General features: G+C 66.7%; 12 protein-coding genes. 8 read left to right on the top strand and 4 right to left on the bottom strand.

Features of this window, described 5'->3' with window-relative positions:
• Positions 1 to 27: 27 nt before the first annotated feature.
• Complete coding sequence (locus ASE88_RS17190; RefSeq protein WP_056480225.1) at positions 28 to 1839, bottom strand: DUF885 domain-containing protein; 1812 nt, start codon at positions 1837 to 1839, stop codon at positions 28 to 30.
• Positions 1840 to 2273: 434 nt separating this feature from the next.
• Positions 2274 to 3350: a mannose-1-phosphate guanylyltransferase/mannose-6-phosphate isomerase gene (locus ASE88_RS17185; RefSeq protein WP_082466621.1), complete on the bottom strand. Its 1077-nt coding sequence runs from the start codon at positions 3348 to 3350 to the stop codon at positions 2274 to 2276.
• Positions 3351 to 3507: 157 nt separating this feature from the next.
• On the opposite strand from ASE88_RS17185, the gene ASE88_RS17180 reads away from it, so the two are divergent.
• The 5 genes from ASE88_RS17180 to ASE88_RS17160 are packed head-to-tail and all read left to right on the top strand — an operon-like array spanning position 3508 to position 11159.
• Positions 3508 to 4896 (top strand): TIGR03013 family XrtA/PEP-CTERM system glycosyltransferase, encoded by a 1389-nt coding sequence (locus ASE88_RS17180; protein WP_055881638.1) that lies wholly within the window; start codon positions 3508 to 3510, stop codon positions 4894 to 4896.
• 19 nt (positions 4897 to 4915) lie between these two features.
• On the top strand, positions 4916 to 6955 hold the full coding sequence (gene prsK / locus ASE88_RS17175; protein ID WP_056480220.1) for an XrtA/PEP-CTERM system histidine kinase PrsK: 2040 nt from the start codon (positions 4916 to 4918) through the stop codon (positions 6953 to 6955).
• Positions 6952 to 8310, top strand: coding sequence for a PEP-CTERM-box response regulator transcription factor (gene prsR / locus ASE88_RS17170; RefSeq protein WP_056480218.1), 1359 nt, complete (start codon positions 6952 to 6954; stop codon positions 8308 to 8310). Before prsK ends, prsR begins: the two co-directional genes overlap by 4 nt.
• Positions 8303 to 10303, top strand: coding sequence for a tetratricopeptide repeat protein (locus tag ASE88_RS17165; RefSeq protein ID WP_056480215.1), 2001 nt, complete (start codon positions 8303 to 8305; stop codon positions 10301 to 10303). Before prsR ends, ASE88_RS17165 begins: the two co-directional genes overlap by 8 nt.
• 52 nt (positions 10304 to 10355) lie before the next feature.
• Positions 10356 to 11159, top strand: coding sequence for an ATP-binding protein (locus ASE88_RS17160; protein ID WP_056480213.1), 804 nt, complete (start codon positions 10356 to 10358; stop codon positions 11157 to 11159).
• 42 nt (positions 11160 to 11201) lie between these two features.
• Here ASE88_RS17160 and ASE88_RS17155 read toward each other — a convergent pair whose 3' ends face one another.
• The gene (locus ASE88_RS17155) at positions 11202 to 11450 is read right to left on the bottom strand and encodes a hypothetical protein (RefSeq protein ID WP_056480211.1); all 249 of its coding nucleotides are present in this window, start codon (positions 11448 to 11450) and stop codon (positions 11202 to 11204) included.
• An 89-nt stretch (positions 11451 to 11539) separates the two neighbouring features.
• Entirely contained in the window at positions 11540 to 13315 is a 1776-nt protein-coding gene (locus ASE88_RS17150; RefSeq protein WP_056480208.1) for an ABC-F family ATP-binding cassette domain-containing protein, read from the bottom strand.
• Positions 13316 to 13436: 121 nt separating this feature from the next.
• Between ASE88_RS17150 and ASE88_RS17145 the strand changes: the two genes are divergently transcribed.
• Genes ASE88_RS17145 through ASE88_RS17135 form a run of 3 tightly spaced genes read left to right on the top strand, consistent with a single transcriptional unit; the run spans position 13437 to position 15863 of the window.
• Positions 13437 to 13748, top strand: a complete 312-nt coding sequence (locus tag ASE88_RS17145; protein WP_056480399.1) for a hypothetical protein — start codon at positions 13437 to 13439, stop codon at positions 13746 to 13748.
• A 23-nt stretch (positions 13749 to 13771) separates the two neighbouring features.
• Complete coding sequence (locus ASE88_RS17140) at positions 13772 to 14437, top strand: response regulator transcription factor (RefSeq protein WP_055881618.1); 666 nt, start codon at positions 13772 to 13774, stop codon at positions 14435 to 14437.
• A 10-nt stretch (positions 14438 to 14447) separates the two neighbouring features.
• Positions 14448 to 15863 carry an ATP-binding protein gene (locus ASE88_RS17135; RefSeq protein ID WP_414893989.1) on the top strand — a complete coding sequence of 472 codons (1416 nt, stop codon included), beginning with the start codon at positions 14448 to 14450 and terminating at the stop codon, positions 15861 to 15863.
• The last annotated feature ends 38 nt before the right edge of the window (positions 15864 to 15901 follow it).

Here is a 15901-nt window from a genome sequence, read left to right as displayed (position 1 = left end):
GGGGCGGGGGAGGATGGCGCGCTCGATTTACCCCCGCGCCCTCATCGCCGCGATCCGCTCGTCCACGCGCCGTTCCAGGATCGTGAGCGGCATCGCGCCTTCCTTGAGGATGTCGTGGAACTGCTTCAGGTCGAACCGGTCGCCGAGTGCGGCCTTCGCCTTCACCCGCGCGCGCGTCCACGCCATGTGCCCGACCTTGTAGCTGCAGGCCTGCCCGGCCTGCGTGCAGTAGCGCTCCACCTCACGCTGCGTCCGCGGCCGTGCGAAGCCGGTCGTCGCGACCATATAGTCGGTCGCCTTCTCGCGGCTCCACCGCTTGGCATGGATGCCGGTGTCGACCACCAGCCGGGTTGCGCGGAACAGGAAGGACTGGAGATAGCCTGCGCGTTCGAGCGGCGACGCATAGGCGCCCAGTTCGTCGGCCAGCTGCTCCGCATACAGCGCCCAGCCTTCCGAATAGGCCGAGAAGAAGCCGATCTTGCGCAGCGTCGGGATGTCCTTCGATTCCTGCGCCAGGCTGATCTGCAGGTGATGCCCGGGCACGCCCTCATGATAGGTCAGCGACGGCAGCGTGTATTTCGGCCAGTCGCCGACGTCCTTCAGATTGACGAAGTAGATCGCCGGGCGGCTGCCATCGAGCGAGGCGCGGTTGTAATAGCCGTTGGCCGCGCCGTCCTCGATCTCGACCGGCACCGCCCGGATCTCGAGCGGCTGCGTCGGAACTTGCGAAAACGCCTGGGGCAGCTTGGCGTACATCGCCTTGATGCCGTCGTTCAGCCCGCCGATCAGCTCGGTCCGGCCCGCTGCGGTGTTCGCATAGAGCTGATCGGGCATGACGTTCAGCTTGGCGAGCCGCTCGCCGACGGTGCCGGTCGAATAGCCCTGCGACTTCAGGATCGTGTCGAGCTGCGCGGTGATCTCGGCGACCTGCGTCAGGCCGATGCGGTGGACCTCGTCGGGGCTCATCGTCGTGGTCGTCGCCTGGTTCAGCGCCATCGCATAGATCGCGTCGCCGTTCGGCACGCGCCAGATGCCGTCGCCGGGCTTGGTCGTCGGTTTCAGCTTCTCCATCAGCGCGATCTGGCGGTCGAGCGCGGGATAGACCTTCTGGTCGACGATCGCGGTCGCGCGCGCCTGCCAGTCGCCGGTGAGGCCCTTGGCCGCGGCACGCTTGACGAGCGACTGGACGATGCTCGACATCGCCGCCGGCTGGCCCCGCAGCTTGCGCATCTGGCCGAGCGTCAGGTCGAGCGACCACCCAGGCGCGAGCAGGCCGCGCGCCGCCTCGGCCTGCTGCATCGTGCTTTCCTGGTCGAGCACGGTGCCGAACTGGTCGAGCCGGGCCAGATACGCTTCGGCATCGGGGGTCGCGGTGATCGTGTGCGCGGTGTTGAGGAAGTCGGGGACCTGGAAATAGGCGCCGCCCTGCTGGAAAATTCGGTAGGGGCGGATCGGGCTGTCCATGCCGAACTTCTCTGGCGCGGCGATTTGCGTGGTCAGCGAATAGCGCACCACTTCGAGATTCAGCTTGGCCGCTGGCGACAGGTTGGCGCCATCATAATGCGCAAGCGCGGCAAGGCCCGCCTTGGTATCGGCGAGGTCGCTCGCGCGCTTCTCGGCGGTGCGCGGCGAGAGCAGGCTTTTCAGCGGCGCGCGCGGCCCCTTGTCGAGGCCAAGCGATGTTGCGAGTTCCGGCGATCGCGCCACGCTGCGCTGGAAGATCCGTTCGAAGTCCGCGTTGAGCGCCGTATCGCCGCTCGATTGCGCAAATGCCGACGACGGCAACGTGGCGGCGAGTGCGGCCACGCCTCCCGATGCGAGGAACTGACGACGATCCATAACCCACTCTCCCGGTAACGTTCGCGCATCTAGACCGATCGTTGTAGAAATCGCCAGCGCTTCGCGAATTGGCGTTCGACGCGTCCGCGACCGGAATCGGCGCAGAACAGGGGGGCGGCGCGAAACCGCTGGAACAAGCACGGATATCGGCGGTTTGAGCCGAGAACCGGCGTCATCCTCAACCCCTTGGGACGTCGTCGGATGTATGCGTAGGTGAGGTAGACGTGCGAAACGAGACATCCAGGCGTGACGCTGGCGCACGGTTGCACACTGTCGGCGAAACGCTGCGCTCGTCTTGGCAGACCCCGACCGATACGATGATCACCGAGGATATCCCGACGCTTTTGACGCGGTTGTCGCAGGTGCCGAAGACGCGCAAGACACGATAAGCCGATCGGCCCGGTGGACAGCCGGACCGATCTCGGAGTGCTCTCTCAACCCGTCGGGGCAGAGGTCTTCATCGCCTCGATCAGTTTCTTCACTTCCTGGCTGCGACCGCGTGGCATGATGAGCACATCGTTGCCGCTTGCCACCACGATCAGGTCCTCGACGCCGACCAACGAGACGCGGACGCCATCGCTGCGGACGAAGCAGTTCTTCGTATCGATTGCGAGCACGTTGCCGTCGCCGTGGCTGCGATGCGCGTTGCCATCGCCGTCCGTGTCGCTGATCGCGTGAAGCGCATCCCAGCTGCCAACGTCGTTCCAGCCCATCGCGACCGGTACGACCGCTACACGATCCGCCTTTTCCATCACCGCATAGTCGATCGAATCATCGGGTGAGGCGGCAAAGGCAGCCGCGTCCGGGTAGATCCGCATGCCCTCGGTATGCGCCTTGTCCATCGCCTCCTGCGTCGCGGTCAGGATGCCCGGATCGAACTGCGCGAGCGCCTCGAGATAGGCGTCCGCTTGGAACAGGAAGATTCCGCCGTTCCAGGCATGATCGCCGCTCGCCAGCATCGACTGCGCTTTGTCGAGCGGGGGCTTCTCGACGAACCGCGCGACGCGGTTGACGCCGGGCTGCAACTCGTCGCCGATCTGTATCCAGCCATAGCCGGTCTCGGGTGCGTCGGGCGCGATCCCGAAGGTGACGAGCCAGCCCTGCGTGACGAGCGGCATCGCTGCCTCGATCGCGGCATGAAAGGCGGCAATGTCGCCGATGACGTGGTCGGATGGCATTACCAAGAGTGCGTCGCTACCGCCGCCGGCGGCGATCGCGGCGAGCGCGATCGCCGGCGCGGTGTTGCGACCGGCGGGTTCGAGGATCAGGGCTTGCGGGGTCGCCCCCGCCGCGGCGAGTTGCTGCTCGACCAGATCGGCGTGACGCGCATTGGCGACCACGATCGGCGCAACGAAGCGTCCGCCGGTCGCGCGCGAGGCGGTCAGTTGGAGCATTGTTTCGTCCGCGGTCAGCGCGAGCATCTGCTTGGGCATCTCGGGGCGCGACATCGGCCAGAGTCTGGTGCCGGAACCGCCTGAAAGTATTACGGGAATTATCTTACGTGCGGTCATGCATCCTCCTGAAGCCGTGTCGCTATAGCGCCAGACGCCGCTCTGCAATCGACGAATGCTCCAACCGAAGCGCGGTCTTTAGGCTTTTTTGGGGAATTGCTGCCAAATACGGTTCAGTGTCGGTAGCGTTTACAATGATGCGTCGGGATAGCGGACGATGATACGGCTCTTCAAGCATTACGTACCTCACGCGGTCCTTATGCTGGGCCTGGTCGATCTGGTGTTGCTGATCGTTTCGGCGGAGATCGGCTGGGTTATCCGTGCGCATCAGATCGGCATGCTGGTCACGCCGATGCACAGCCGCATCGCGCAGCTGCTGACATTCTCGATCGCGCTGCAGATCTCGCTGGTCGCCGTCGGTGCGTATGGCGTCGCTTCGTTCCTCTCGCTGCGGTTTGCGGCCGCGCGGCTCGCAGTCGCGCTCTCGCTCGGCGTGATGGTATTGTCGCTGGTCTTCTTCCTGGTGCCACCGCTCGCGCTGTGGCGCTCGAACCTGTTATATTCGACGGTGATCGCGACCGTCCTGCTGGTGACGGTGCGTGCGCTGCTCGGCAAGACCTTGGGCGGCGAAACCTTCAAGCGGCGGATCGTCGTACTGGGGGCTGGTGTCCGTGCCGCGCGGATCCAGAGCCTGTCGGCGCAGCCGGGCGTCAATTTCGTCGTCGCCGGGTTCGTCCTGATGGGCGAGGCCGAGCCGGTGGTGCAAGGGGCACTGCCACGCAGCGCAATTCCCAACCTCGCCGCGCACATCGTCGACCAGAATGCCAGCGAAGTCGTGCTGGCGCTCGACGAGCGCCGCAACGCACTGCCGATGAAGGATCTGCTGCGTGTTCGGACCACCGGTGTGCAGGTCAGCGAGATATCGAGCTTCCTCGAACGCGAGACGGGGCGCATCGACCTGAAGAGCGTCAACCCGTCCTGGCTGATTTTTTCCGATGGCTTCGCCTCCAGCCGGATGTTGTCGAGCGTGTTCAAGCGCGCGTTCGACATCATCGCGGGCGGAGTGTTGCTGGCGATCACGCTGCCGATCATCGTGTTGACCGCGATCGCGATCAAGCTCGAATCGAAGGGCCCGGCCTTTTATCGGCAGCGCCGGGTCGGGCTGTACAATGAGGGGTTCGACATCGTGAAACTGCGCTCGATGCGGCAAGATGCGGAAGTTGCGGGGACGGCAGTATGGGCGGCGGAGGACGATCCGCGCATCACCCGGATCGGCCGATTCATCCGCAAGGTCCGGATCGACGAGCTGCCGCAGACCTGGACCGTCCTCAAGGGTGAGATGAGCTTCGTCGGTCCGCGCCCCGAGCGTCCGCAGTTTGTCCAGCAGCTCGAGGACCAGCTGCCCTTCTATGCCGAGCGCCACATGGTGAAACCGGGCATCACCGGCTGGGCGCAGATCAACTATCCCTATGGCGCGTCAATCGAGGATTCCCGACACAAGCTCGAATACGACCTGTATTATGCGAAGAACTATTCGCCGTTCCTCGACCTGCTGATCCTGTTGCAGACACTCCGCGTGGTCTTGTGGCCGGTCGGCGCGCGATGACCGCCGGCACGCCACGGGTATGATCGGGACGATGATCCTGTGGAGCCACGCGCTTGCCGCGTTGCTGTTCGGTGCGCTGGCATTCGCGCAGATCCGGCGCCCCAGCGGGCATTGGCCGCATGCCGCGTTCATGACCGCGCTCGTGATGACGAGCCTGTGGGCGTTGGGGGTCGCCGGGATCGACGCGCGCGACATGGTCACGCGGATCGCCGCCGGTGCGCGCGATATCGCCTGGCTCGCGTTCATGCTCGCACTCGTCCGGCGCGACCGGGCCGGCAATTATGCGATCGGGGCGGTGTACTGCGTCGTGATGGCGCTTGCCGGCACCGCTGTGCTGCTGGCGATCGTCCAGCGGATCGATCTGGGCGGGGATGCGGTCGCCGCGGTCGGGTCGGCGCGAACGGTGTTCCGGATGATGGGGGCGGTCAGCGCGCTGGTGCTGATCCACCATCTCTATCAGGCGGCGCCCGCCTCGCGGGGGGGCGTCAGACTGGTCGTGCTCGCGCTCGCGGCGATGTGGGGCGTCGACCTGATCGTCGCCGGCACGATATATTTCGAGGCGAACTGGGTATCGATCACGGTGTTCGGGCGCGGCGTGGTGATGACCGGTGTGGCGGTCTTGCTGGTCGTCGGCGTGCATCGCAGCGGCGACTGGACGCTCGCCTTGTCGCGGCCGATCGCGGTGCGGGCGCTGTCGGCGGTGGCGCTGGTCCTTTACGCCGGGATCACCGCGCTCGCGACCAGTATCGCGGCGCGCTATGGCGGCGCCTATGCCCGAATAGCGCAGACCGCGATCGTGTTCGGCGCGACGGCGGGGGTGCTGACGCTGGTATCGACGCCATGGCTGCGTGCCTGGACCAGGGTCAAGATCGCCAAGCACCTCTTCCGTCACCGCTATGACTATCGCGCCGAATGGCTGCGGTTCACCGATACGCTGGGCAAACCCGGGATCGGCGTCCAATCGCTCGACATGCGCGTCATCAAGGCGATCGCCGACTTGACCGACTCGCCCGGCGGGCTGTTGCTGGTCGCGGACGGCGCGTCGCTCGGCACCGGCGCGATGTGGAACTGGCTGTGCGCCGCCGATGGCGCGCAGGATGCCGCGCTGGCACGGTATCTGACGCATGACGCACGGATCATCGAGCTCGATCCGGTCCGCGCGGGCAGCGCGCCGCGCGACGAGATCGCAAGCATTCCCGACTGGGTCCGCCAATGCCCCGAAGCCTGGGCGATCGTACCGCTGGTGCACGGCGGCCTGCTGGTCGGTGCGATCGTGCTCGCGCGTCCGCCGGTCGACCGCGCGCTGGACTGGGAGGATTTCGACCTGCTGCGTGTCGCCGGACGGCAGGCCGCAAGCTATCTGGCGGAGGACCGGGCGCATGCCGCGCTGGCCGATGCGGCACGGTTCGACGAGTTCAACCGGCGGTTCGCGTTCATCCTCCACGACATCAAGAATCTCGTCAGCCAGTTGACGCTGGTCGCGCGCAATGCCGAACGCCATGCCGACAACCCCGATTTCCGCGCCGACATGGTCGCCACGCTCAAGGACTCTTCCGATCGCATGACCGCGTTGCTCGCCCGCCTTTCGCAGCACGGTCCCGTTCGCGGCGAGCCGCTCCAGCCGGTTGAGGTCGCCGCGATCGTCGAGCGTGTCGCGAGCGTCCGCCGGGCGCAGCATCCGATCGTCGCGCGGGGCGGCACGGCCTGGGCGCTCGGGCATGCCGCCCGACTCGAACAGGTGCTTGGCCAACTCGTCCAGAACGCGGTCGAGGCGAGCGGGGTGGACGACCCGATCCTGCTGTCGATCGAACCGATCGGCGATCAGGTCGCGATCGACGTGATCGACCATGGCTGCGGGATGACGCCCGGCTTCGTCCGCGACCAGCTCTTCCGCCCGTTCGTTTCGTCCAAGCCCGCCGGGTTCGGCATCGGAGCGTTCGAGGCGCGGCAGTTGGTGCACGCGATGGGTGGTTCGCTCGAGGTCGTCAGCCGCGAGGGCGAGGGGACGCGGTTCAGGGTCCTGCTGCCCGCGGCGGCTTCGCTGGAGGCTGCGGCATGAGTGACAAGGCGCGTCCCGTCCTCCTGATCGTCGAGGATGATCTGGGGCTCCAGCGTCAGCTTCGCTGGGCGTATGAAGGGTATGAGATCGTCGTCGCGAGCGATCGCGGACAAGCGCTCGATGCGATCCGCGCCCATGAGCCTGCGGTCGTCACGCTCGATCTCGGCCTGCCGCCCGATCCCGACGGCGTCACCGAGGGGTTCGCGACGCTGCGCGATATCCTTGCGATGAAGCCCGATACAAAGGTGATCGTCGCGTCTGGCCATGGTGCGCGGGAAAGCGCGCTGCAGGCGATCGCGGATGGTGCCTGGGATTTCTATGCCAAGCCGATCGATATCGATGCGCTGGGGCTGATCGTCGGTCGCGCGTTCCACGTCCATGCGCTGGAGGCCGAAAACCGGCGACTTGCCGCACGCGTCGAGGCCGGCGGGTTCGGCGGGCTGATCAGCGCCTCGCCCGAGATGGCGGTCGTCACGCGGACGCTGGAGCGGGTAGCGCCCGCCAACGTCTCGGTGATGCTGCTCGGCGCGAGCGGCACGGGCAAGGAACTGCTCGCGCGCGGCTTGCATGACGCATCCCCGCGGTCGCGTGGAAACTTTGTCGCGATCAATTGCGCGGCAATTCCCGAAACGCTGCTCGAAAGCGAATTGTTCGGGCATGAGAAGGGCGCGTTTACCGGCGCGGTCAAGACCACCGAAGGCAAGATCGAACAAGCCGCGGGCGGCACGCTGTTCCTCGACGAGATCGGCGACGTGCCGCTGGCACTCCAGGTCAAGCTGTTGCGGTTCCTGCAAGAGCGCGTGATCGAGCGGGTCGGCGGGCGCAAGGCGATCGCGGTCGATACGCGGATCGTCTGCGCGACGCACCAGAATGTCGATGCGATGATCGCGGACGGTCGGTTCCGCGAGGACCTGTACTACCGGCTCGCCGAGATCGTCGTGCGGATCCCGGCGCTGGTCGAGCGGACCGGCGATGCGGTATTGCTCGCGCGGCACTTCGTCACGCGCTACGCCAAGGCGATGAACCCCGTGGTCACCGGACTTGCTGCCGACGCGCGTGCCGCGATCGATGGGTGGGGCTGGCCGGGCAACGTCCGCGAACTCGAAAACCGGATCAAGCGCGCGGTGATCATGGCCGATGGCAAGCTCGTCACCGCGGCCGACCTCGACCTCGACGGGACAAGCGAGGCGGTCGCCGCGCTCAACCTGCGCGCCGCACGCGAAATCGCCGATCGTAAAGCGATCGGCCAGGCGCTTGCACGCGCCGACGGGAATATTTCGAGCGCATCGCGGCTGCTCGGGATCAGCCGGCCGACCTTGTACGACCTGCTGAAGAGCTACGACCTGCATGGCTGAGGTGCGCTATCCGATGCTGCGGCGGCGCAAGCGACGGCGGCGGCTGAAACTGCCTGCCCTCGTCATGGGCAATCGCGAGCGCGCGGTGGCGATCGGCCTGCTCTGCGCGATCATCGTGGCGATCGGCGTTACGCTGGCGCTGCGCTCGCCCCGCCCCGATGCGCGAAAGTCGCTTATCGACAGCCTGACGACGTTGCAGGCCGGCAATTACAGCGCGGCGCGAAGCAACGCGCAGGCGGCGATCACCGCGGCACCAAGCTGGGCGATCGCGCATGCGGTGCTGGCCCGCGCCTATCTCGAACTGGGCGATGGGCTTGCCGCCGAAGCCGAACTGATGCGCGCGGAAGGTGCGGGACTATCGGCGGATCGTCTGCATCAGCTGCGCGCGCATGCACTGCTGTTGCAGGGCGACCCGGACGGTGCGCTCGACGAAGCTGCCGAGACGGCGCCGCGCTATGCCCTCTACGCCGCCCGCATCGGCGCGCGCGCGCGGGCATCGCGGGGCGAGGTCGTCGAGGCGGGGACGGCGCTCGAAGCGCTGCTCGATCAAACCCCGACCGATGCCGCGGCATGGACCGATCTCGGCCGGCTTCGCCTGACCGCGGGCGACATCGGTGGCGCCACGGTCGCAGCGACGAGGGCCGTGGCGCTGGCACCAAGGGAACCCGCCGCGCTGACGCTGCAGGGCGACGTGATCCGCAGCCGATATGGCCCGATCGCCGCGCTTGCATGGTTCGAGGCTGCGCTGGACAGCGATGCCTATTACCACCCCGCGCTGATCGAATATGCCGCTACGCTCGGCGATGCGGGGCGCAATGGCGAGATGCTCGCGGCCACGCGGCGCGCGCTGCTGGCGCGTCCCGGCAGCCCGCAGGCCCTGTATCTGCAAGCCGTGCTCGCCGCACGATCGGGCCGGATCGATCTTGCCCGTTCGTTGCTGCGCCAGCGGGGCGGCGCGAGCGACGGCCTGCCGGGCGCGCTGCTGCTGTCGGGCAGCCTGGATTATGCGCAGGGCAAGTTCGAACAGGCGGCGACCGCATGGCGCCAACTCGTCGCGCAACAACCGCTCAATGTCGGCGCGCGCCGGTTGCTCGGCGCGGCGCTGCTGCGGTCGGACAGTCCGCAGGATGCACTCGACAGCCTCCGCCCGATCGGCGTCCGCGCCGACGCCGACAGCTACACGCTGACGCTCATGGCGCGTGCGTTCGAAGCGCGCGGCGATCGCCAGTCGGCGGCGGTGTTCCTCGACCGGGCCGGATCGGCATCGGTCGCACCCGCGGCGGTGTTCGCGACCGACGATGCGATCGGCGCGCTCATGGCGGACGCGGCGATGGCCGGCGGCGACCCGACCTACGTGCTTGGCGTGATTCGCGGACAGATTGCCAGCGGTGATACCGCAGGGGCCATCGCGCGCGGACGAGCGCTCGTCGCGGCCGGACCCGGCGCACCTGCCGCCTATCTTGCGCTGGGCGACGTGCTGATGTCGGCCGGTCGATACGGTGAAGCCTCGGGCGTCTATGCGCGCGCCGCCGACCTGGCGTTCGACGAGCCGACGGTGTTGCGGCTGGTCGATTCGCTGGGACGGGCAGGGCGTCCGAACGATGCCGCGGCCGCGCTCGCGCTGTATCTGTCGCAGAACCCGCAGAGCCTCGCGGGCCAGCGACTGCTGGGCCACTGGCAGGTTGCGTCGGGCGACTTCGACGCCGCGATCGAGACGCTGGAGGGCGTCCGGCGGCGCGTCGGCAATCGCGATGGTACCGTTTTGATCGATCTTGCACGGGCGTATGCGGGCAGCGACGACGGTGCGATCGCCGTCCGGTATGGCCGTGCGGCGTATGCGCTCGCGCCGGGGCGTGCGGCTGCTGCCGACGGCTATGGCGTCGCGCTGGCGGCAGACGGCGATACCGTGGGGGCGCGGCAATTGCTGACCAAGGCGGCGCTGCTGGCGCCCGGCGACGCCGCGATCGCCGAACATCTTCGCCAACTGCGCTGACGCGCTTCGCCGGACGCTTGTCTCGGGCGGATCGTATCGCCAAGATCGTGCGATGACCGACCCGCTTGACCGCATCGCCGCCGCGCTCGAACGCCTCGCGCCCCCACCGCCCGCGGTCGCCGATCCGCGGGCGCATCCCGCCTATGTGTGGCGTTGTGGTACGCTGTCGCCCGCACGAAGCTTTGCACCGCTGCCGCTCGCCATGCTGATCGGGCTCGATCGGCAGAAGGCGGCGTTGCGTGCCAATCTGGACCGCCTCGCCAGGCGCCATGCCGCGCAGGACGTCCTGCTATGGGGCGCGCGTGGTACGGGGAAATCGGCACTGGTCAAAAGCGCGGTCGCGGCGATCCAGGCCGAGGGTGGCGATCTCGCGCTGGTCGAGGTGTCCGATCTGAACGGCTTGCCGGATCTGTTCGCGGTGCTGGCGCCCGTCGACCGGGCATTTGCGCTGTTCGTCGACGATCTCGGGTTCGAGGTGCCTGCCGAAGCGCGGCGCTTGCGCTCGATGCTGGAGGGTGGGGCAGAACCACGGCCTGCCAATGTCCGGCTGATGGTGACGGCAAACCGTCGTCATTTGGCACCGCGCGATATCGCCGAGCAGGAAAGCGCGATTAATCCACGCGATTCGGTGGACGATCATCTCGCGCTGGCGGACCGGTTCGGTCTCAGCCTCGGCTTTCACGCGCTGGATCAGGAAGCGTATCTGGCGATCGTCGCGGCCTATGCAGCGTCGTACGATCTCACATTCGAGCCGGGCGAGGCCATCGGCTGGGCGACGCGACGGGGAAGCCGGTCAGGCCGTGTCGCATGGCAATATATCGTCGATCTGGTGGGGCGAGCAGGACAATCGCTCTAGCCCGGATGGATGGGCCGACGCCGAAGCGCCGGCCCGGCAACCTTAGTTGCTGTCCGAATTGTCGTCCTTGACGATCGCCACGACGCCGATTGCAACGACGCCCGCACCGATCAGCAGTGCGAACAGACCGCCGCCGGCAGCCTTGTTCTTGCCGGTGGTTGCCGAACCGACACGCGCATGCGAAACCGACAGGCTGCTGGCAGCGTTCGAGACGGGAGCAGCCGATGCTGCGACCGAGGTGGTCATCATTGCGGCAGCAAGTGCGCCGCCAGTAAGAGCCTTGAACTTCATAAGTATCTCCAGAATTGTCGTCATCCAATGCGTTGCAACGCAACATTTGTCAATTGGTTCCTGGCTAAACTCGCTCTGGTTCTAGTTGCTTAACGGACCTCGACTATCTCAGCCAGTTCAAGCCATCGGAGCTCAGCCGCGTCCTTCTCGGCACGAGCCTGTTCGATCGCCTTGGTCAGCTTCGCAAACGTGGCATTGTCGCGCATGTACAGGTCCGGCTTGGCGAGCTTGACCGCATCCGCCGCCATCTGCGCGTCGAGTTCCTCGATCCGCTTGGGCAGCAACTCGTAGTCGCGCTGGTCCTTGTACGTCAGCTTCGCACGGGGGGCGGCGGGCGGTGCCGTGGCGGCGACCTTCTTCGACGCGCGCTTGCCCGTGGCCGTCGAGGCGCGCCGCTTCTCCCAGTCCTCATACCCGCCCGCGACCACGTCGACCGTCCCCGAGCCGTCGAGCCCGAGCGTGATCGTCACGGTCCGGTCGAGAAAGTCGCGGTCATGACTGACGATCAGGACGGTGCCGTCATAATCGCCGATCACTTCCTGCAACAGGTCGAGCGTCTCGAGATCGAGGTCGTTGGTCGGCTCGTCGAGCACGAGCAGGTTCGACGGCTTGGCGAATTCGCGCGCGAGCAGCAGGCGTGACCGCTCGCCCCCCGACAGCGACCCGATCTTCGCGTCGACCATGTTTGGGTCGAACAGGAAGTCCTTGAGATAGCCGTGGATATGCTTGCGTACGCCGAGCACGTCGATCCACTCGCCACCATCGACAACGACTTCGCGCACCGTCTTCTCGGGCGCCATCAGGCTGCGCTGCTGGTCGATCACGACCGCGTCCAGGGTCTGGGCGAGCTTGATCGAGCCGCTGTCGGGCTGGATCTCGCCGGTCAGCAGCTTGAGCAGTGTCGACTTGCCCGCGCCATTGCGGCCGACGATGCCGATCCGGTCGCCACGCGTCACGCGCAGCGTCAGGTCGCCGATGATCGTGCGGTCGCCATACGCCTTGGTGACGTTCTTCGCGTCGATCACGACCTTCGACTTGCTGTCGTCGCTGGCGGTGGTCAGGTTCGCGGACCCCTGCGGCCCGATCATCGACGCGCGTTCGGCGCGCATCTCGTGCAGCTTGGTCAGGCGGCCCTGGTTGCGCTTGCGCCGTCCGGTGACGCCGCGCAGCAGCCAATGCTCCTCGAGCTTCAGGCGTGCATCGAGCTTCTCGGCCTGGCGCTGCTCTTCGGCATAGACCTGCTCGGTCCACGCCTCGAACCCGCCAAAGCCGATCTCCGCGCGCCGGATCGCGCCGCGATCGAGCCACAAGGTCTGCTTGGTGAGCCGCGTCAGGAACGTACGGTCATGGCTGATGACGACGAACGCGCCGCGGAACCGCTTGAGCCAGTCCTCGATCCATTCGATCGCGCCGATGTCGAGATGGTTGGTCGGCTCGTCGAGCAACAGCACGTCGGGGTCCTGCGCCAGCGCGCGGACGATCGCCGCGCGGCGTCGCTCGCCACCCGAGGCGGACCCCGCCTCGCGCGACAGGTCGATGCCGAGCTGGTCGGCGATCGAATCCGCCTCGTAGCTGACCGGCGCATCGTCGCCGCCCATTACGTAATCGCGCAACGTCGCAAAGCCGCGCAGGTCGGGCTCCTGCTCCAGGATCACGACGCGCGTGCCGGGGACGATCACTCTGCGGCCCTCGTCAGCCTGAACGGTGCCGCCGAGCAGCTTGAGCAAGGTCGTCTTGCCCGCACCGTTGCGGCCGATCAGCGCTAGGCGGTCACGCGGGCCGATATGGATGTCGAGGTTGCGAAAGAGCCATCCCGAGCCCTGGACGAGCCCGAGGCCTTCGAATGCTAAGATTGGTGCTGCCATGTCCGCGCCACGTAGGGGGGCGAGGTGATGCAGGCAAGTTACACTTCGCACGCTTCGTGTTGTCGGATGGCTGACGCGACCATTCACAGGCTGTTCAATGCGGAAGGCCTATGCCACCGCCATGAAGATGCTGCTTTTCCTTGCAACCTTGGCCACTGCGCCGTTCCTGATCGCGGCTGCGCCGCTGCTGGCGGGCGCGGAACAGCGCCGCAGCGACCAGATGTCGGCGTTGCAGGCGCGCAGGACCGGTGCCCCGTCGCTGCGCGAAATCGAGTCGCGCGTGATCCCGACGATGCGGGGGGCGCAGTATCTCGGCTCCGACTATGATTCGGGCAGCGCCATTTACACGCTCAAATTCCTGCGCGATGGAACCGTGATCTGGGTCGACGTCGATGGCCGCACCGGTCAGATCGTCGGCCGCACGGGTCGCTGAAAACCCCAATCGAGAGGAGTATCATGCGCGTTCTGATCGTCGAGGACGAGCCGAATCTCGGCCAGCAATTGAAGAATACCCTCGAGGGGGCCGGCTATGCGATCGATCTCGCGGTCGATGGCGAGGAAGGGCATTTCCTCGGCTCGACCGAGAATTACGACGCGGTCGTGCTCGATCTCGGCCTGCCCGAGATCGACGGCCTGACCGTGCTCGACCGCTGGCGCAAAGAGGGCAAGGTGATGCCCGTCCTCGTGCTGACCGCGCGCGACAGTTGGTCCGACAAGGTCGCCGGGCTCGATGCGGGCGCGGATGATTACGTGGCCAAGCCGTTCCAGAGCGAGGAGCTGATCGCGCGTCTTCGTGCGCTGATCCGCCGCGCGTCGGGCAACGCCTCGTCCGAGCTGACCGCGGGCGACATCCGCCTCGACACGCGCAGCGGCAAGGTCACGCGCGCCGGCGAACCGGTGAAGCTGACCGCGCAGGAGTATAAGCTGCTGAGCTATCTGCTCCATCACAAGGGCAAGGTCGTCAGCCGCACCGAGCTGATCGAGCATATCTACGATCAGGATTTCGATCGCGATTCGAACACGATCGAGGTGTTCGTCACGCGCATCCGCAAGAAGCTTGGCCAGGACGTGATCACGACGATCCGCGGCCTCGGCTACAGCCTCGAAGATCCGGACGCCTGATCGTCGCGTCATGAATAGTATGCCGGTCACCGACGCCCCGATAACGACGACGACACCGATAGCAGACGGGCCGATCCGCGTGCCGGCCGCGGTCAAGGGGTCGTTGTCCCGGCGGATGATCCTGATCGCGGCGGTCTGGATCGCGGTGCTGCTTAGCGGCGGCGGCTTCGCGCTCGATCGCGTATTGCGACAGGCGGTGACCCGCAACTTCGATGACCAGCTTGAATATGTTTTGCGCTCGCTGCTCAATTCGTCCGAAATCGGCCCTGAGGGCGAGGTGATCTTCTCGCGCGAAGCCGTCGCCGACCAGCGTTTTCTCGAACCCTATTCCGGACTCTATTATCAGGTGTCCGCAAAGGGACAGGATGATCTTTTGTCGCGGTCGCTGTGGGATCGCAAGTTGGCGTTCGGCAGTCCGCACGACGATCGTACCGCGCATTTCTACGACAGCATGCAGTTCCAAGACGAGAAGCTGCGGATCGTCGAGCGCGACGCGGTCATCCCGGGCTCCAAGGTGCATTGGCGGTTCCAGGTCGCACAGAGCCGCGACGGGCTCGATGCGCAGATCACGACGCTCCGCCGCACGCTCGTCCGCAGCTTTGCGCTGCTTGCGCTCGGGCTGATCGTGATGGCCGCGCTCCAGACCTTCTATGGGCTCTGGCCGCTACGCCGCGTGCGCGAGGAGATCGCGCGGATGCGCGCGGGCCAGTCGAACCGCGTGTCGAGCGCGATGCCCGTCGAGGTCGCGCCGATGGTCGAGGAATTGAACGCGCTGATCGAGCATAACGAGCGCCAGGCGGAGGAAGCGCGGCGTCACGCGGGCAATCTCGCGCATGCGCTGAAGACCCCGCTGACGGTCATCATGAACGCCGCCACCGCGCAGTCGGACGACCTTGCGGACACCGTCATCCGCGAGGCGCGAACGATGCGGCGGCAGGTCGATCATCACCTCGCGCGCGCTCGCGCGGTGGGTCGGCGCGGGTCTGCGCACAGCCGTGCCGATGTGTGGCCGAGCCTTGAATCGGTCGAGCGCGCGGTGGGGCGGCTCTACCGCCACGTCCGGATCGACGTGACCGGCCCGCGCGGGCTGCAGGTTCATGTCGAGCGGCAGGATCTCGACGAGATGCTCGGCAATCTGATCGAGAACGCCGCGAAATACGGCGGCGGCAGCGTGTTCGTCACGGTCGGCGCGCAATCGGGGTTCGTCGAGTTCCTCGTCGAGGACGACGGCGTCGGCATCCCCGAGGAGGAGCGCGTCCGCATCTTCGATCGCGGCGTGCGGCTCGATACGGGCAAGCCGGGGACGGGCCTGGGCCTCGCGATCGTCCGCGACGTTGCGGAGATCTACGAGGGAACGGTCTCGCTCGAGGAGAGCGAGGATCTCGGCGGCTTGCTGGTGCGGCTAAGGTTGCCGGCGGCGAATTAGCAATTCCTACGATCCTCCCCCGCAAGGGGGAGGTGGCG

It is taken from the genome of Sphingomonas sp. Leaf38, assembly GCF_001421825.1.
Taxonomy (GTDB): Bacteria; Pseudomonadota; Alphaproteobacteria; order Sphingomonadales; family Sphingomonadaceae; genus Sphingomonas.
This window is presented reverse-complemented; position numbering and strand designations above follow the sequence as displayed.

Coding starts and splice junctions, on each gene's coding strand:
- ASE88_RS17190 (WP_056480225.1), bottom strand. CDS start 1,839: ATGGATCGTCGTCAGTTCCTCGCATCGGGAGGCGTGGCCGCACTCGCC.
- ASE88_RS17185 (WP_082466621.1), bottom strand. CDS start 3,350: ATGACCGCACGTAAGATAATTCCCGTAATACTTTCAGGCGGTTCCGGC.
- ASE88_RS17180 (WP_055881638.1), top strand. CDS start 3,508: ATGATACGGCTCTTCAAGCATTACGTACCTCACGCGGTCCTTATGCTG.
- prsK (WP_056480220.1), top strand. CDS start 4,916: ATGATCGGGACGATGATCCTGTGGAGCCACGCGCTTGCCGCGTTGCTG.
- prsR (WP_056480218.1), top strand. CDS start 6,952: ATGAGTGACAAGGCGCGTCCCGTCCTCCTGATCGTCGAGGATGATCTG.
- ASE88_RS17165 (WP_056480215.1), top strand. CDS start 8,303: ATGGCTGAGGTGCGCTATCCGATGCTGCGGCGGCGCAAGCGACGGCGG.
- ASE88_RS17160 (WP_056480213.1), top strand. CDS start 10,356: ATGACCGACCCGCTTGACCGCATCGCCGCCGCGCTCGAACGCCTCGCG.
- ASE88_RS17155 (WP_056480211.1), bottom strand. CDS start 11,450: ATGAAGTTCAAGGCTCTTACTGGCGGCGCACTTGCTGCCGCAATGATG.
- ASE88_RS17150 (WP_056480208.1), bottom strand. CDS start 13,315: ATGGCAGCACCAATCTTAGCATTCGAAGGCCTCGGGCTCGTCCAGGGC.
- ASE88_RS17145 (WP_056480399.1), top strand. CDS start 13,437: ATGAAGATGCTGCTTTTCCTTGCAACCTTGGCCACTGCGCCGTTCCTG.
- ASE88_RS17140 (WP_055881618.1), top strand. CDS start 13,772: ATGCGCGTTCTGATCGTCGAGGACGAGCCGAATCTCGGCCAGCAATTG.
- ASE88_RS17135 (WP_414893989.1), top strand. CDS start 14,448: ATGAATAGTATGCCGGTCACCGACGCCCCGATAACGACGACGACACCG.